The sequence below is a fragment of the Protofrankia symbiont of Coriaria ruscifolia genome (genome assembly GCF_900634745.1).
GTDB classification, from domain to species: Bacteria; Actinomycetota; Actinomycetes; order Frankiales; family Frankiaceae; genus Protofrankia; species Protofrankia californiensis.
This window is the reverse complement of the sequence record NZ_CAAAFR010000062.1, coordinates 1-12,803: the sequence shown is the minus strand read 5'-3', so window position 1 is coordinate 12,803 and position 12,803 is coordinate 1. Positions and strand designations below refer to the sequence as shown.

15 protein-coding genes and 4 pseudogenes are annotated in these 12,803 nt (G+C 69.5%); 3 read left to right on the top strand and 16 right to left on the bottom strand.

Annotated features, from left to right (window positions below):
• The first annotated feature begins 91 nt into the window (after positions 1-91).
• Both CV1CTNOD_RS09245 and CV1CTNOD_RS09240 read left to right on the top strand, forming a co-directional pair.
• Complete coding sequence (locus tag CV1CTNOD_RS09245; protein WP_131785723.1) at positions 92-478, top strand: ArsR/SmtB family transcription factor; 387 nt, start codon at positions 92-94, stop codon at positions 476-478.
• Positions 479-590: 112 nt separating this feature from the next.
• Entirely contained in the window at positions 591-983 is a 393-nt protein-coding gene (locus tag CV1CTNOD_RS09240; RefSeq protein WP_131785722.1) for an SCO5389 family protein, read from the top strand.
• A gap of 123 nt (positions 984-1,106) precedes the next feature.
• Here the strand turns inward: CV1CTNOD_RS09240 and CV1CTNOD_RS09235 are convergent, their stop codons facing one another.
• The 16 genes and pseudogenes from CV1CTNOD_RS09235 to CV1CTNOD_RS09165 form a co-directional block, all read right to left on the bottom strand.
• Positions 1,107-1,598: a Fur family transcriptional regulator gene (locus CV1CTNOD_RS09235; protein WP_242606539.1), complete on the bottom strand. Its 492-nt coding sequence runs from the start codon at positions 1,596-1,598 to the stop codon at positions 1,107-1,109.
• Between the two features lie 9 nt (positions 1,599-1,607).
• Positions 1,608-2,540, bottom strand: a complete 933-nt coding sequence (locus CV1CTNOD_RS09230; protein WP_131785721.1) for a metal ABC transporter permease — start codon at positions 2,538-2,540, stop codon at positions 1,608-1,610.
• Complete coding sequence (locus CV1CTNOD_RS09225; RefSeq protein WP_131785720.1) at positions 2,537-3,457, bottom strand: metal ABC transporter permease; 921 nt, start codon at positions 3,455-3,457, stop codon at positions 2,537-2,539. Before CV1CTNOD_RS09225 ends, CV1CTNOD_RS09230 begins: the two co-directional genes overlap by 4 nt.
• Positions 3,454-4,356 (bottom strand): metal ABC transporter ATP-binding protein, encoded by a 903-nt coding sequence (locus CV1CTNOD_RS09220; protein WP_131785719.1) that lies wholly within the window; start codon positions 4,354-4,356, stop codon positions 3,454-3,456. The genes CV1CTNOD_RS09225 and CV1CTNOD_RS09220 overlap by 4 nt, the downstream gene beginning before the upstream one ends.
• Positions 4,357-4,368: 12 nt before the next feature.
• Positions 4,369-5,334 (bottom strand): metal ABC transporter solute-binding protein, Zn/Mn family, encoded by a 966-nt coding sequence (locus CV1CTNOD_RS09215; protein ID WP_131785766.1) that lies wholly within the window; start codon positions 5,332-5,334, stop codon positions 4,369-4,371.
• A gap of 230 nt (positions 5,335-5,564) precedes the next feature.
• Positions 5,565-5,772 (bottom strand): annotated as a pseudogene (locus tag CV1CTNOD_RS28195) (integrase); the annotation flags it as partial.
• A gap of 67 nt (positions 5,773-5,839) precedes the next feature.
• Complete coding sequence (locus CV1CTNOD_RS09205; protein ID WP_131785718.1) at positions 5,840-6,976, bottom strand: WD40 repeat domain-containing protein; 1,137 nt, start codon at positions 6,974-6,976, stop codon at positions 5,840-5,842.
• Positions 6,973-7,989 carry a CobW family GTP-binding protein gene (locus tag CV1CTNOD_RS09200; RefSeq protein ID WP_131785717.1) on the bottom strand — a complete coding sequence of 339 codons (1,017 nt, stop codon included), beginning with the start codon at positions 7,987-7,989 and terminating at the stop codon, positions 6,973-6,975. The genes CV1CTNOD_RS09205 and CV1CTNOD_RS09200 overlap by 4 nt, the downstream gene beginning before the upstream one ends.
• Complete coding sequence (locus CV1CTNOD_RS09195) at positions 7,979-8,266, bottom strand: hypothetical protein (RefSeq protein WP_207386295.1); 288 nt, start codon at positions 8,264-8,266, stop codon at positions 7,979-7,981. The genes CV1CTNOD_RS09200 and CV1CTNOD_RS09195 overlap by 11 nt, the downstream gene beginning before the upstream one ends.
• Before the next feature lie 125 nt (positions 8,267-8,391).
• The gene (locus tag CV1CTNOD_RS24580; RefSeq protein WP_165485400.1) at positions 8,392-8,562 is read right to left on the bottom strand and encodes a hypothetical protein; all 171 of its coding nucleotides are present in this window, start codon (positions 8,560-8,562) and stop codon (positions 8,392-8,394) included.
• Positions 8,563-8,582: 20 nt separating this feature from the next.
• Positions 8,583-8,750: pseudogene (locus CV1CTNOD_RS27735) on the bottom strand (ketoreductase); the annotation flags it as partial.
• Positions 8,750-9,487 (bottom strand): cation transporter, encoded by a 738-nt coding sequence (locus CV1CTNOD_RS09185; protein WP_131785716.1) that lies wholly within the window; start codon positions 9,485-9,487, stop codon positions 8,750-8,752. The pseudogene CV1CTNOD_RS27735 and the gene CV1CTNOD_RS09185, both read right to left, overlap by 1 nt.
• Entirely contained in the window at positions 9,484-9,822 is a 339-nt protein-coding gene (locus tag CV1CTNOD_RS09180; RefSeq protein WP_131785715.1) for an ArsR/SmtB family transcription factor, read from the bottom strand. The genes CV1CTNOD_RS09185 and CV1CTNOD_RS09180 overlap by 4 nt, the downstream gene beginning before the upstream one ends.
• A gap of 465 nt (positions 9,823-10,287) precedes the next feature.
• Positions 10,288-11,553: a YibE/F family protein gene (locus CV1CTNOD_RS09175; RefSeq protein WP_242606536.1), complete on the bottom strand. Its 1,266-nt coding sequence runs from the start codon at positions 11,551-11,553 to the stop codon at positions 10,288-10,290.
• 308 nt (positions 11,554-11,861) lie between these two features.
• Positions 11,862-12,334, bottom strand: a pseudogene (locus tag CV1CTNOD_RS09170) (transposase); the annotation flags it as partial.
• Positions 12,335-12,406: 72 nt separating this feature from the next.
• Positions 12,407-12,739: a hypothetical protein gene (locus CV1CTNOD_RS09165; RefSeq protein ID WP_131785714.1), complete on the bottom strand. Its 333-nt coding sequence runs from the start codon at positions 12,737-12,739 to the stop codon at positions 12,407-12,409.
• Between CV1CTNOD_RS09165 and CV1CTNOD_RS09160 the strand changes: the two are divergent.
• Positions 12,729-12,803 (top strand): annotated as a pseudogene (locus CV1CTNOD_RS09160) (IS6 family transposase); the annotation flags it as partial. The gene CV1CTNOD_RS09165 and the pseudogene CV1CTNOD_RS09160 sit on opposite strands and share 11 nt — an antisense overlap.

The window sequence follows — 12,803 nt, the reverse complement described above, 5'->3', positions numbered from 1 at the left end:
TGTCGTCACGCCACGCAGACTACATGCATATCAATGCAGGCAGTCAGGCAGTCAGGCAGATGATCAGGAAGGTCTGCGATAGAATTCAGCGGTGCACACCGCGCTGCCGGATTTCCAGATGCCCAACGACGAGCAGGTTCACCTCGCTGCCGAGGGCTTCCGACTGCTCGCGGATCCGACGCGCATCAAGATTCTTTGGGCGTTGCTGCAAGGTGAGTCATCCGTCGCCTGCCTGGCGGAACTGGTCGGCGCCGCTCCCACGGCCGTCAGCCAGCACCTCGCCAAGCTGCGCCTCGCCGGGATCGTCCGTGGCCGCCGTGAAGGGACGTTCGTGTATTACTCGGCAGCCGACGTGCATGTGAAGCGTCTGCTCGCCGAGGCCCTGTTCCACGCCGACCACACCGACCGGGGCCTACCCGACCATCTCGACGGCGATCTGGCCTCACACAGCCCGGCCGCGGCGGTCACCGCCGGCTGAAGCCGGACCATAGGCTCTGGCTCACCGTCGGAGGTGCGTCATAGGGCCGCACTCACCATGGCGAGTCTTCTGTGGTGGAGCTTGTCCTGATCGCCTCTGCCCAGGAGGTCCTGTGTCCCTGACCGTCTCCCCGGAACTGCTAGAGCAGGCTGAACGCGGCCATGTCGACGACGACGCCTTCCTCGACTGCATCCGTGCATCCCTGCCGTACGCCTATGATCTGGTCGAGCGACTCGCTGGCGAGCTGCCGACCGCAGACCGTGACTTCGCGGACAACCAGATATCGCCGGCGGATGACGCCGAGCAGGGGCAGCTGCTGCGGACGGTGGCGAGCACCGCGATCCGCGGGGCGTTGAAACGGCACTTCGGGGTGGCGCTGGCGTTCCAGAACTGTCACCGGCTGGCCGCCTTCCGTCCGCAGGCGGTGGACTGCGAGCAGTACCGGCGGTTCGTGTCCGCGGAGAGCCAGCTCCTCAACCAGCAGCCGGAATTCGTCAACTGCTGATCGGCGCTGTCTACCCGCCCACCGGACCCCGACACGAAAACGCGAGCGACGGTGGGCGAGACGGTCCGGTGGAGTCGTGCTCCCGTCATCGGTGCGGCCGGGACCACGGTCTGCGCCTACCGGCTACGTGGTGGTTTCGGTGTGCCGGCACTCGGTGCACAGCCCGAACAGGTCGATCGCGTGGTCGAGGTCGGTGAATCCGTGTTCGGCGGCGAGGCTCGCCGCCCAGTGCTCGACGACGTCGGAGACGACCTCGATGCTGTGTCCACAGCCACGGCAGACCAGGTGATGGTGGTGTCCGGATGACCGGGTGAGGCGGAACAGCTGCTGGCCGTCCTCGCCGCGGACCGTGTCGGCGGTGCCGTCGCGGACCAGGTCGTGGAGGACGCGGTAGATGGTGGTGAGGCCGATGCGCTGTCCGCCGCCGCGTATCTGGTCGTGCAGGGCCTGGGCGCTGCGGAATCCGCCGGCGGCGGAGAGCGCGGCCAGCACCGCACGGCGTTGCAGGGTGTCGCGCGGGGCACGGCGGTCGCGGGAGGTGCGTCGTCCCTGGCGCTCGTGTGGCAGGTTAGGGGTGTCAGGTCCGGGTGGTGTACGAGTGCTGTCGGTGGGCACCGTCCCTCCTCATCGGACGACGATCGTGGACCGATCCGCCGTCACCGACTCCGGGGACATCGTGGGCGGGTGGACGTCGGTGCTGGCGGCGCGGCGGCGTGCGGTCAGCGAGGTGACGGCCAGGGTGGCGGCGTAAGTGGCGGTGGCGACGGCGAGGATGGTGAAGCTCGGCGGGATCCGCGGGGCCAGGTAGCTCACGGTCAACCCGGCCCACATCGCCGCGACGGCGAGCACAGTGGAGATCCACATACCGTGGTAGGGGCGTGCGGTAAGCCGGTGGGCCGCACCGGCGGGCGCGGCGAGCAGGCCGAGCAGCAGCAGTGCGCCGACGGCCTGGGTGGCCTCGGCCGCGGTCGCCCCGACAAGGCCGAGGAAACCGACCCCGAGGAGACGGACGGGGACGCCCCGGGCAGCGGCGACCGCCTCGTCCAGGCTCGCGAACAGCAGCGGACGTCCGATCGCGACCGTGGCGACGCAGAGAAACGCGGCGACCACGGACGCCTCCCAGGCCCGGGAGGCGTCCAAGCCGAAAATCGAGCCGAACAGGACGGTCACCCCGGCGGTGCCGTTGCCGACGCTGCGGCGGGTCGTGTACAGGGTGAGGAAGAGCACACCGAGGCCGAGGACCCAGGCGAACACGCTGCCGATGACGACGTCGTCGGCCCGGCCGCGGCGGCCGAGGACCCCGAGTGCGCATCCGACGGTGATGGTGGCGGCGAACAGGCCGACGCGGGCGTCGATCCCGATGGCCAGGGCGGCGAGCGCACCGGTGAACGCCACGTGGGACAGCGCATCCCCGGTGAACACCTGCGCACGCAGGACGAGGAAGTAGCCGACGAGCCCCGCCGCCGCGGCGATCCCTGTTCCAGCGAAGAACGCGTGCTGGATGAACGGGTGGTCGAACATCGCGGTCAGGCCGGTGCCGGACGCCGCCGCGATCATGCCGCTACTCCCGCTGTCCGGAGGCCGCGGGCGGCCCGGCCGAGCCTGTCGTGCACACCGACGGCGAGGCGGGCGAGCAGGTAGATGCCGAAGGAGAAGCTGGTGATGAAGAACCCGATCGGATAGGGCGAGTAGTAGGCCACCGTCAGCCCGGTCCAGGTGACTCCCACCCCGAGGAGCACCGTGAGCGTCAGGCCGAGCGCCGGCCGGGCGGTGAGGACCTGCGCGGCCGCGGCCGGGATCACCAGCAGGGTGAAGACCAGCAGGGTTCCGGTGATCTGGCTGACCTCGGCGGCGGCGATCCCGAGCAGGATCAGGAAGGCCACCGACAGGCCCCGCACCGGCACACCGGCGGCGGCGGCCACCGCCGGGTCGACCGAGGCGAACAGCAACGGACGCCCGATGAGCGCCAGTACGACCAGGACCGTGAGGGCGACGGCGGCCAGGGTGAGAACCATCCCGCCGGTGATCCCCAGGAAGCTGCCGAACAGCAGCGTGTTCACCCCACCGAGGAATCCCTTGTAGAGGCTGACGAACAGGAACCCGCAGGCCAGGGCGAACGCCTGGATGGTTCCGACGGCGGCCGACTCCTCGGCCCGCCCGGCGGCGGCCCCGCCCACCCCGGGGATGGCCGCGATGGCCAGCGCCGCGGCCAGGCAGAAGGCGAAGTAGCCGTAGGTCGCGCCGACCCCGAGCCAGACCGCCCCGGCCGCGCCCGGGAAGCCGGCCACGGCAAGGGTGTGACCGGCGAACGCCTGACGGCGCAGGATCATGAACCAGCCGATCACCCCAGCGGTCGCGGCCACGATCGTCCCGGCCCTGAACGCGTTCACCATGAACGGGTAGGCGAACATCTGGCGAACGTCGCGGGCCAGGTTCCACGACAGGCCGGCCTCGGCCGCCACAGCGAGGGTCATGGCCGGCCGGTCCCGTCGTGCCGGTCGACATGGACCGCGGGCGCCTCGGGCTGGCCGACGACCACCAGCCGCCCGTCCGAGGTGGTCAATACCTCGATGGGGGTCTGGTAGAGCCGGCTCAACGTCCCGCTTGTGATCACTTCTGCGGGGGTTCCCGCCACGGCGCCGCCGCTGGCGAGGTAGATGACCCGGTCGAGGCTGGACAGGATCGGGTTGACGTCGTGGGCGACCATCAACACCGTCACCCCCGCCGTCCGGCAGATGTCACGGATGAGGGCCGCGACCGCACCGGCGTTGTGCAGATCCAGGCTGTCCAACGGCTCGTCGAGCAGCAGCAGCCGGGGCCGGCGTGCGAGTGCCTGGGCGATCAGCAGCCGCTGCTGCTCCCCGCCGGACAGCCGCCCGATCGGCTGGTGGGCGTAGCCGGTGGCACCGACCATCTCGATCAGCTCGGCGACCCGCCGCTCGGCTGCCCGACCGCGACGTCCCCCGGGCAGGGGCAGACCCCACCGGTGGCCGTCCAGACCGAGCCGGACCACGTCCAGCCCGCGGATCCGGACCGACGGGTCGAAGCTGCGACGCTGCGGCAGGTACCCGATCTCGGCCCGGGCCTGCCCGGGCGGTCGGCCCAGCACCACCGCCCGCCCCGCGGACAGTGGCAGCAGCCCGAGCGCCGCCTTGAGCAGGGTGGACTTGCCCACCCCGTTGGGGCCGAGGATCGCGACGAACTCCCCGGCGGCCGTCTCGATGTCGACCCCGCTCCAGACCACCCGCCCGCCGACCAGGACCGCGGCATCCCGGAATACCACCACCGCCGTGGCCGCCGCCCGGTCCGCGCCAGCCGGCACCACCACATCGAAGGCGTCACCAATCGCCAAAACTCGTGTACGTACCGTCATTGCGGGTTTTTGTTACTTTCCGGTTGCCTGCGCCAGCGCCTTACGCAGGCTTTCCAACTGGGCGACCTGCCAGTCCTGGAAGGACGCTCCGGCCGGGGTGAGCGTCTCGGTGATGGCGGTCACCGGGATATTGGCCGCCTTCGCCGCATCGACCTGACGTTGGACGTCCGGGGTGGAGTTCTGGCTGTTGTACACGTAGACTTTGATCTTCCTGGTCTTGATCTGGTCGTCGATGGTGGCCTTGTCCGCGGCGGTCGGATCGGTACCCTCCGAGATCGCGCGCAGGAAAGCCTGCGGCGTCAGTAGGTTCAGCCCGAGGGCCGGTGACTGCATCGCGAAGATGCTCTCCGACGCGCCGACCGGCGTCCCCTCGTACGTCTTCTTGATCGTCGCGATGAGGTCGGTGTACGGCTTCAGCGTGGTTGCGGTGAAGGACGCCCGCTGCTGGTCGAAGTAGCCCGCGTCAGCGGGGGCAATCTTCTTGTAGTCCGCGGTGACCTCGTCGATCACCTTGGTGACATCATCCGGGTTGTACCAGCGGTGCGGGTTGTCTTCGTCCTTCGTGCCAACCAGGTCACCGATGGTCAGCGCTGTCCGCCCGTCCACCGGGTTGGCCGCCGCCAGCTTGGCCGCCCACGGGTCGTAGCCGACGCCGTTGTCGATGAACAGCCGCGCGCCCGCGATCGCCCGGCCGTCCGCGGGGGTCGGCTCGTAGTCGTGCGGATCGGCATCCGGGTTGTCGATGATGCTGGTGACCGTGACCCGGTCACCACCGAGCTGGGCGGCGATGCTGCCCCAGAAGTTCTCGGCCGCCACCACCGTGATCTTCTTGCTTCCGCCGCCGGCAGCGGTGTTGCTGGTGCTACCCGACGAGGACGTACTGCATGCCGTGACGGCCACCACGACCGCGCTTGCGGCCATCATGCCCAGGCTGCGCCGGATCCGCCGCGGCCCTGCGACCACCGTCGAACCATCCATGATCACTATCTCCCTGCCGGCTGTCCATCCCGAGACGATATTCATATCGGGATCCATTTTTATCAACCTAGTCAATACTGAAAACCGTTACAAGTTCCAGTTGGGGCACCGGGTGGGGACTCGGGGTGCTCGCCGGACGGCACCCGTGGATGATGCGACGCCCCGCCTCAAGGGCGAGCGTGACGGGCGTACGGCGCAGGGTGACCTTCCAGGCTCCGAACGGACACCTAAACGTGCCGCGTAGCGAGCTCCACGATGAAGAACACGTCAATCCGCTGAAGGAAAACCGTGTCCACCGTGAGAAAAACGCAGGTGAGAATACCTGATGCCTGTGCGCAGGAACGTACGCCAGGATGCGTGGGCCCGTCGGGGTACAGGGTCGACACCAGGGCGGTGCGGGATCCGCCAGATGGTGGCGGCCCCTACCGGGTAGCCCAGCCTGTCACGAATACGGTCAGGGAAACGGTTTCCGTACTGAGTGTCGAACCAGACCAGACGATCCTGGTCATCGGCTGCGGTCAGGCCGCCTGCCGGGTGGGTGGGACGAGCCGGGCGGCGTGCCTGGTGGGCGGATCGCGTGGAGCCGGCCGTCCTCGGTTCCGGCGAGCAGGAGGGCGGCATCCGCCCTCCACGCGACCGTACCGACCGGTGCACCTAGATCCACACGCAGCGCTGGACGCCGCGAGCTGCCGGTCCCCCGCCACACGGCGACGACACCGTCACGGCCGCCGCTGGCCAGCGGCACCGGCCCGGCCGGGCGCCGGCCCGCGGGCGGAGGTGGTGGTGCCGGCGCGTAAGCGAGCGCGACGACCAGCCTGGTATGGGTGCGCAAGGAGTCCGGCCGCCGGCCGCCGGGCCCCTTACCGCCGAGGTTCCAGACGGTGACCTCCTCGGCGCCTCCGGCGGCGAGTCGGCGGGAGCCGGGATCGAAGGCGAGCGCGGTCACCTTGGCGGGGTAGCCGGCCATTTCGTAGTCCTCGCCGGACCACAGCCGCCACAGGTGGATCGAGGCGTCCTGATTGCCGGAGGCGACCCAGCGGCCGTTCGAGGCAACCGCGAGGGCGAGTAGTGATCCCTTCCAGTCGAACGTGCGCACCGGAGCGGTGCCGTCGGCCTGGGGGTCGTACCAGCGGATGCCGCCGTAGCAGGCGACGGCGAGCCGGCCACCGACCCAGGCCAGAGCGGTGACGGTGCTGGGCTGGCCGGGCCAGCGGGCGACGACCGTCGCGTCGGGCCGCAGCAGCAGGACCTCCCGGCCGCGGCCGGCGGCCAGGTATGAGCCGTCCGGGGACCAGGCCAGCGCGTGCACCCAGGACCGTCCGGGGACGGCGTCGTGCTGGCAGCGGGCCAGGTCACTGACGACCAGGCTGCCGTCGGCGCCGCCGACCGCGAGGCGCTGGCCATCCGGCGCCCATGCCACGGCGAGCGCTCCCATCTCGTGACGGGGCAGGTCGGTGACGACGACCCCCTCGTCGGTGTCCACGACGGTGGTGCGCCCCGACAGGGAGGCGGCGGCGGCCAGCGACCCACGCGGCCCCGCGGCGACGGCACTCACGGCATCGTCGAGGTCTATCGACCACACCGGCTCGGACGAGATCATGCCGCCGGCCGCGGCGCGCAGAAGGGCCGGGCCGCGGCTCACCGCCCGCTCACCAGACAGCCACGCAGCCCGTCCTCGAGGGCGCCGCGGTCAAGGTTGCGCCCGATGAACACCAGCCGGCTGATCCTGGGGGCTTCGCCCCACGGCTGGCCGTCGGTGCCTTCGAACAGCATGTGCACGCCCTGGAAGACGTACCGGTTGTCCTGCCCGCCGACCGCGAGGATTCCCTTGGACCGAAAGATGTCGGTGCCCTTGGTGGCCAGCAGCTCGCCGAGCCAGTCGTTGAGCTTCGGTACGGACAGGTCGCCGGCCAGCTCGATGCCGACGCTGGTGACGGTCAGGTCATGCTGATGCTCGCTGTCGGTCAGGAACGCAGGGTCGACCTCAAGCGTCCGGCCAAGGTCGAACGCGCCGACGTCGAGGACCTTGTCGAGGTCGACCTTGGCGTGCTGGGCGGGCAGGATCTCAGCGACCCTGTTGATCGCCCTGATTCGGTCGATCACGTCGTCCAGTTCCGCCTCGTCGACGAGGTCGGTCTTGTTCAGCACGATCCGGTCGGCGAACGCGATCTGTTCGACGGCTTCGTTCTCCACGCCGTCGGGTTTGTCGTCGTCGAGGTGCTGGACCAGGTGGCGGGCGTCGACGAGGGTGACAATGGCGTCCAGCCGGAGCTGACCGGCGATTTCGTCGTCGACGAAGAACGTCTGTGCCACTGGAGCAGGGTCGGCCAGGCCGGTCGTCTCGACGAGGATGTGGTCGAACCTGTCCCGGCGGCGCATCAGGGTGCCGAGGATGCGGATGAGGTCCCCGCGCACGGTGCAGCAGATGCAGCCGTTGTTCATCTCGAAGATCTCTTCTTCGGCGTCGACGACCAGCGCGTCGTCGACGCCGACCTCACCGAACTCGTTCTCGATCACGGCGATCCGCTTGCCGTGCTCCTCGGTGAGGATCCGGTTGAGCAGGGTGGTCTTGCCGCTGCCGAGGAAACCGGTGAGCACGGTCACCGGGACCTTGGCGGCTATGGTCGCGTCCGCCGAAGCGGTGTCAGTGGGCATGGAGGTCTCCGGAAAGGTGGAAGGCGCGACGGACCTCGACCTCGGTGAGGTCGGCCGCCGGGCCGGGCAGAGTGACCGAACGCCGACCGGCCTGTGGGAGGGCAGCCAGCACGGTCTCGACCGGAGGACAGCCCGGCTCGGTACAGGCGAGCTGGGTCACGAGCACGGTCACCTCACCGTCGAGTCCGAGCGCGTCGCGGATCCAGCCACGCAGACGCTCCGCGACGGCGGGAGGGGTGGCCGGCGGCCGGGGCCCGCCTGGGCTGATCAGGCTCACGCGGCGATCCGCGACAGGTCGGCGGGAACGGGGGAACGCATGCACCCAGCTTTGCCGATAATGATAACGGATGTCAATATGGCTTCTGTGGTTTTGGAATCCAGGATCATGGGAGGCGATGTCGATCAGGCCACCAGGGGTACCGTGTCCGTGGATACAGACGAAGTGTTCTTCGACCGGGGCCCTTCGCGTCGCGGCGAGTGCAGCAGCCGGAACCCGTTGAGTGCGACGATGACGGTCGAGCCCTCGTGGCTGGCCGCGCCGAGCGGTAGCGGCAGGTGGCCGATCAGACTCATTCCACCTCCGGCCACTCCTATCACGCCACTACCGTCCCGCCGCTGACCGGGAACACCACCCCGGTGACAAAAGATGTGCCCGGCGCTGCAAGCCGGGTAATCGCCCAGGCCACCTCCGGTCGGCCGATCCGGCCCAGCGGGGTGTGCGCCCGCTGCTACTTCCGCGCCGCAGCCATCCGCTCTGGGGTCAGGCGGTAGCCGACGGCGCTCCCGCCTCGACAGCAGAGCCGCAACCCGGACCGCAGCCGCACGCATCCGCCTCGGTGGCCGGCACCGCCGTGGCGGCGGGGGCCGGGCAGCACCCCCTACCCTGCCAGGCATCGCAACCCTCTCTGACCGCCACCACAGCGATCACCAGGGCGGCGGTCGGGTCCGCCCACGACCAGCCCAGCGTGGCGTGGGCGAGCAGGCCAGCCAGCAGCACCCCGGACAGGTAGGTGCACAGCAGTGTCTGCTTGGAGTCCGCGACCACCGAGACCGAGCCCAGCGCCAGCCCGGCGCGGCGCTGGGCGGTGGACAGCAGCGGCATCACCAGCAGGGACAGCGCGGCCAGCACGATCCCGGGGAGCGAACGGTCCGCATCCCCGGCCCCGGCCAGGGCGCGCACGGCGTCGACGGTGACGTAGGCGGCGATCACGAAGAACGAGATAGCGATGATCCGCAGCGCGGTCTTCTCCCGTGCCTCGCGCACGGCGTGGTCGGCCGCGGAGAACTGCCAGGCAACCGCCACGGCGGAGCAGACCTCGATGACCGAGTCCAGGCCGAAGCCGACCAGGGCGGTGGAGGAGGCGAGGGCGCCCGCGGTGACGGCCACGATCGCCTCGACGACGTTGTAGGTGATGGTGACGGTGACCAGCAGCCGGATGCGCCGGGCGAGCGCATCGCGGCGGCCCGGGGAGATGCCGAGGGATATCTCCGCGGTCATTGGCAGCAGCCCTTCTCCTCGGCGTCGACGCAGGTACGGTCAGTTTCCACCGCCACCACGGCGGCGCGCAGGTCGTCCAATGCGTGCCCGAGCCGGGGGTCGGCCAGTTCGTAGCGGGTCCGACGCCCGACCGGGACGGCGACGACCAGGCCGCAGTCGCGCAGGCAGGCGAGATGGTTCGACAGCCTTGTGCGGGAGATCCCGAGCTGGTCGGCCAGGTCGGACGGATGGGCCGGGGCCTCGCGCAGCGCGAGCAGCAGCCGGCAGCGGATCGGGTCGGCCAGCGCACGGCCGAACCGCGCCAGCATCTCCACGTCGGAAACGAGAGTTAGCATCCCCCGATATTAGTACAGGGATTCCTGAATTCATCGATGAATGGATCGCTGACGGCCCGGTCTCCGGTCGTGCGGCGGAGGCGTCGCGGTCAATACCGGATGTGCGGCGGCCGAGCCTCTGCTCGCCAGCGCGCCCATGTTGATCACCGGATTTCAGGCAACCTGCGCGATCGGCTTGCCCGTCTCCGTAACGATCCGCACCGCGCTGTCCCGGAAGACTTGATCGAACCTTCGTCGTGTCTTCATCATCGCACTCCCTCGTAAGGCGACGCCTCCAGGCGGCGAGAGGAAACTCAGTCGGAGCCTCCAGCAGACCCGGGGCGGCTCAATGCAGCCGGGACCATCGATCATCGGAATCGGTTGAGGATCAGCGGTGATCGTCGTGGAGTACCCATCACGACGCGATGATCAGTGTTGTGTGCTCGCATTCACTGAGTGAGGCACGGCGGGGAGCGCGGTTCGCCGCTACGGGCCGCCGGTGCTACCGCGGTAGGTCAGGGGTTGGGTGTCGGCGGGTTGGCTGGTGACGACAGCAGCGTCCGTATCGGGTGGGGTGAGTCCCGCATCTGCTGGCCGGCGGCGGGATACGACGAGCGCGGCGATGGCGGTGGTGAGGGGTACGGAGGCGACGAGGCCGACGGTGCCGGCCGCGGTGCGGACGATCTCGGCGGCGACGAGGTCGGAGGTGGCGACGTCCGCGCTGTTTCGGTCGGCGAGGGTGAACAGGAGCAGGGTGGGTAGGGCGGCGCCGGCGTAGGCGAGGGCGAGAGTGTAGACGCTGGAGGCGATGTGGTCGCGTCCGACGCGCATCCCGGACCGGTAGAGATGCCGTACGGAGGCGTCGGGGGCGGCGTCGAAGACTTCCCAGACGGCGGCGGCCTGGGTGACAGTCATGTCGTTGATCAGCCCGAGTGAGCCGATGATGATGCTGGCGAGAACGAGACCGGGCAGACTGAGCTCGCCAGCGAAGGCTTTGAGCGTGACGTCCTCATCGGAGCCGAGACCGGTGATGCGGGCGAGGTCGATGGCCGTGGCGCCGAGCGCGGCGGTGAGGGCGAGGCTGGCGAGGGTGCCGAGCAGCGCGACGGTGGTGCGGGCGGAAACGCCGTGGGCGAGATAGAGCAGGCAGACCAGCAACGCCGCGCCGGTGGTCAGCGCGACCGCGACGGGAGGATGTCCGTCGAGCAGGGACGGCAACGTGAATTTGACGATCACGAGGTAGGTGAGGACGAGGCCGACGAGCGCGGCGAGCCCGCGCCAGCGGGCGACGGCCACGACCCCTATGGCGGTGAGCAGGGCGATCCAGCCGAGCGGCGCTGCGCGTTGGAAGTCCGCGACGTAATAGGTGGGTTGGCCGGTGGTGTCGGTCGTTGGGGCGAGACGGACCTTGCCGCCCGGTTTGTACGTGGGGCCGGTCGGATCCACAGAGGTGTCCAGATGGACCCGGTTTTCCGTGCCGGGCCGGTTACCCAGGACGATGTCGAGCTGGTCGCAGATCGTGGGGGCGGCGCCCGCGTCGGTGAGGTCCGGGCAGGGGCCTCGGTTGGCGCGTTCGATCGTTGCGTTGATGAGCGTGGGGGCGCCGCCAGCGAGGTCGCGCAGCTGGCTCGGGGTGTGACGGGGGCCCGCTTTCGGCCACAGCAGGACGGCGCCTGCGGCGGTGAGGGCGAGGACCAGCACTACGGCCGTGGCCATGACGGTCGCGGCCGGACGCGACGTCCGGCTGGACACCGCGTGACCGTGCGACGGGATGAGATGGCCGTGGTTGTACCCCATGGCACCTGAGTGTGGCCGTTTCGCTGGGGCTGCCCGCCGTCTGGTGTTGTGACCAGCCCCGCTGGCCGAGGTCCAGGTGATCAACAGGGTGCCGTGGCGGCCAGCGCAGGTTGGTGGGTGAGTCGCCGAGGGGAGTCCCACCCCTCGGCGCTCGTAGATCCGGACGTGCGGTAGGGTCGAGACACTCGACGAGGTGCCAGTTTCCTGGTCTTTTTTCGGCTCTGACAAGATTTTCGTAGCCGTTGATCGCTCGTCGGGATGGATCAGTTGAGCAGGATGCGGTGGCGGAGGAGGCGGAAGCCGGCCCGGCCGTACATCTGGCCCTTGATCAGTTTCGTCGTGGTGTTGACGCCTTCGGTCCCGCCGTTGTGGAACGAGGGGGTGAGCCCGTTGACGACGGCGTCGTGGTCGCGTTCCAAGCCGCGGGTGAAGGCGTGCAGGTGGGGGACGTCGTCCTCGCGGACACGGGAGATCCACTCGTGGAGACGACAGCCGTTGTCCGCGGCGGGTTTGAGGAGGTCCGCGAAGCCGCGGATGTGCCCGGTCAGGGCGGTCATCTCACGGCAGGATCCTCCTCGCGACGCCGTCGCAGGTGGTCACGGTAGGGGTCGACCAGGGTGGGCCGGTACTGCGGGGCCTTCTTCAACCGCTCGGACTCGGGGACTCGGGCATAGCGCTTGATGGTGTTCAGCGCCAGTTGCAGGCGGCGGGCGCATTCCAGCAGGCCAACCCCCTGGAGATCTCTTCCCGGTCCGTGAACGTCAGCTCCTGGCCCCGCACCCAGTCCTCCGATCAGTAGACAGCCCTTCTACCAGAGCTGACGCACTGACCGCTTGAGACCGCCACCGTTCGGGTTCAACCGGCGACCATCCTCATGGGTGAACACCCGACCGTAGTCGACCCAGGCCGGCCCGGAGGCGAGACGCTCGGCATTCTGGGTCGCGCGCCACGCGAGCAGGACGGCGACGGTACGGCTGTCGAGACTGATCGGGCGGAACCCGGCGTTGCTTTTCGGATCGCCCCATGCGTCCTCGTCGAAAGGGTCTGTTGCGTTGCTGAGGTCCGCCGTCTCGACGTCTGACCAGGCATGATCGAGTAATGCGTCGACGTCCCGTCCGCCGGTCCCGGCATCGGAGTTCACCGGCTTCCGGTTCCCCCCTGAGATGATCGTGCTGGCGGTCCGCTGGTATCTGCGCTACGCCTTG

What these genes read in the sequence shown, in the direction of transcription:
- CV1CTNOD_RS09185 (WP_131785716.1), bottom strand. Translation starts at nt 9,487, where the DNA reads ATGACCGCGGAGATATCCCTCGGCATCTCCCCGGGCCGCCGCGATGCG.
- CV1CTNOD_RS09230 (WP_131785721.1), bottom strand. Translation starts at nt 2,540, where the DNA reads ATGATCGCGGCGGCGTCCGGCACCGGCCTGACCGCGATGTTCGACCAC.
- CV1CTNOD_RS09215 (WP_131785766.1), bottom strand. Translation starts at nt 5,334, where the DNA reads ATGGATGGTTCGACGGTGGTCGCAGGGCCGCGGCGGATCCGGCGCAGC.
- CV1CTNOD_RS24580 (WP_165485400.1), bottom strand. Translation starts at nt 8,562, where the DNA reads ATGAGTCTGATCGGCCACCTGCCGCTACCGCTCGGCGCGGCCAGCCAC.
- CV1CTNOD_RS09200 (WP_131785717.1), bottom strand. Translation starts at nt 7,989, where the DNA reads ATGCCCACTGACACCGCTTCGGCGGACGCGACCATAGCCGCCAAGGTC.
- CV1CTNOD_RS09180 (WP_131785715.1), bottom strand. Translation starts at nt 9,822, where the DNA reads ATGCTAACTCTCGTTTCCGACGTGGAGATGCTGGCGCGGTTCGGCCGT.
- CV1CTNOD_RS09225 (WP_131785720.1), bottom strand. Translation starts at nt 3,457, where the DNA reads ATGACCCTCGCTGTGGCGGCCGAGGCCGGCCTGTCGTGGAACCTGGCC.
- CV1CTNOD_RS09220 (WP_131785719.1), bottom strand. Translation starts at nt 4,356, where the DNA reads ATGACGGTACGTACACGAGTTTTGGCGATTGGTGACGCCTTCGATGTG.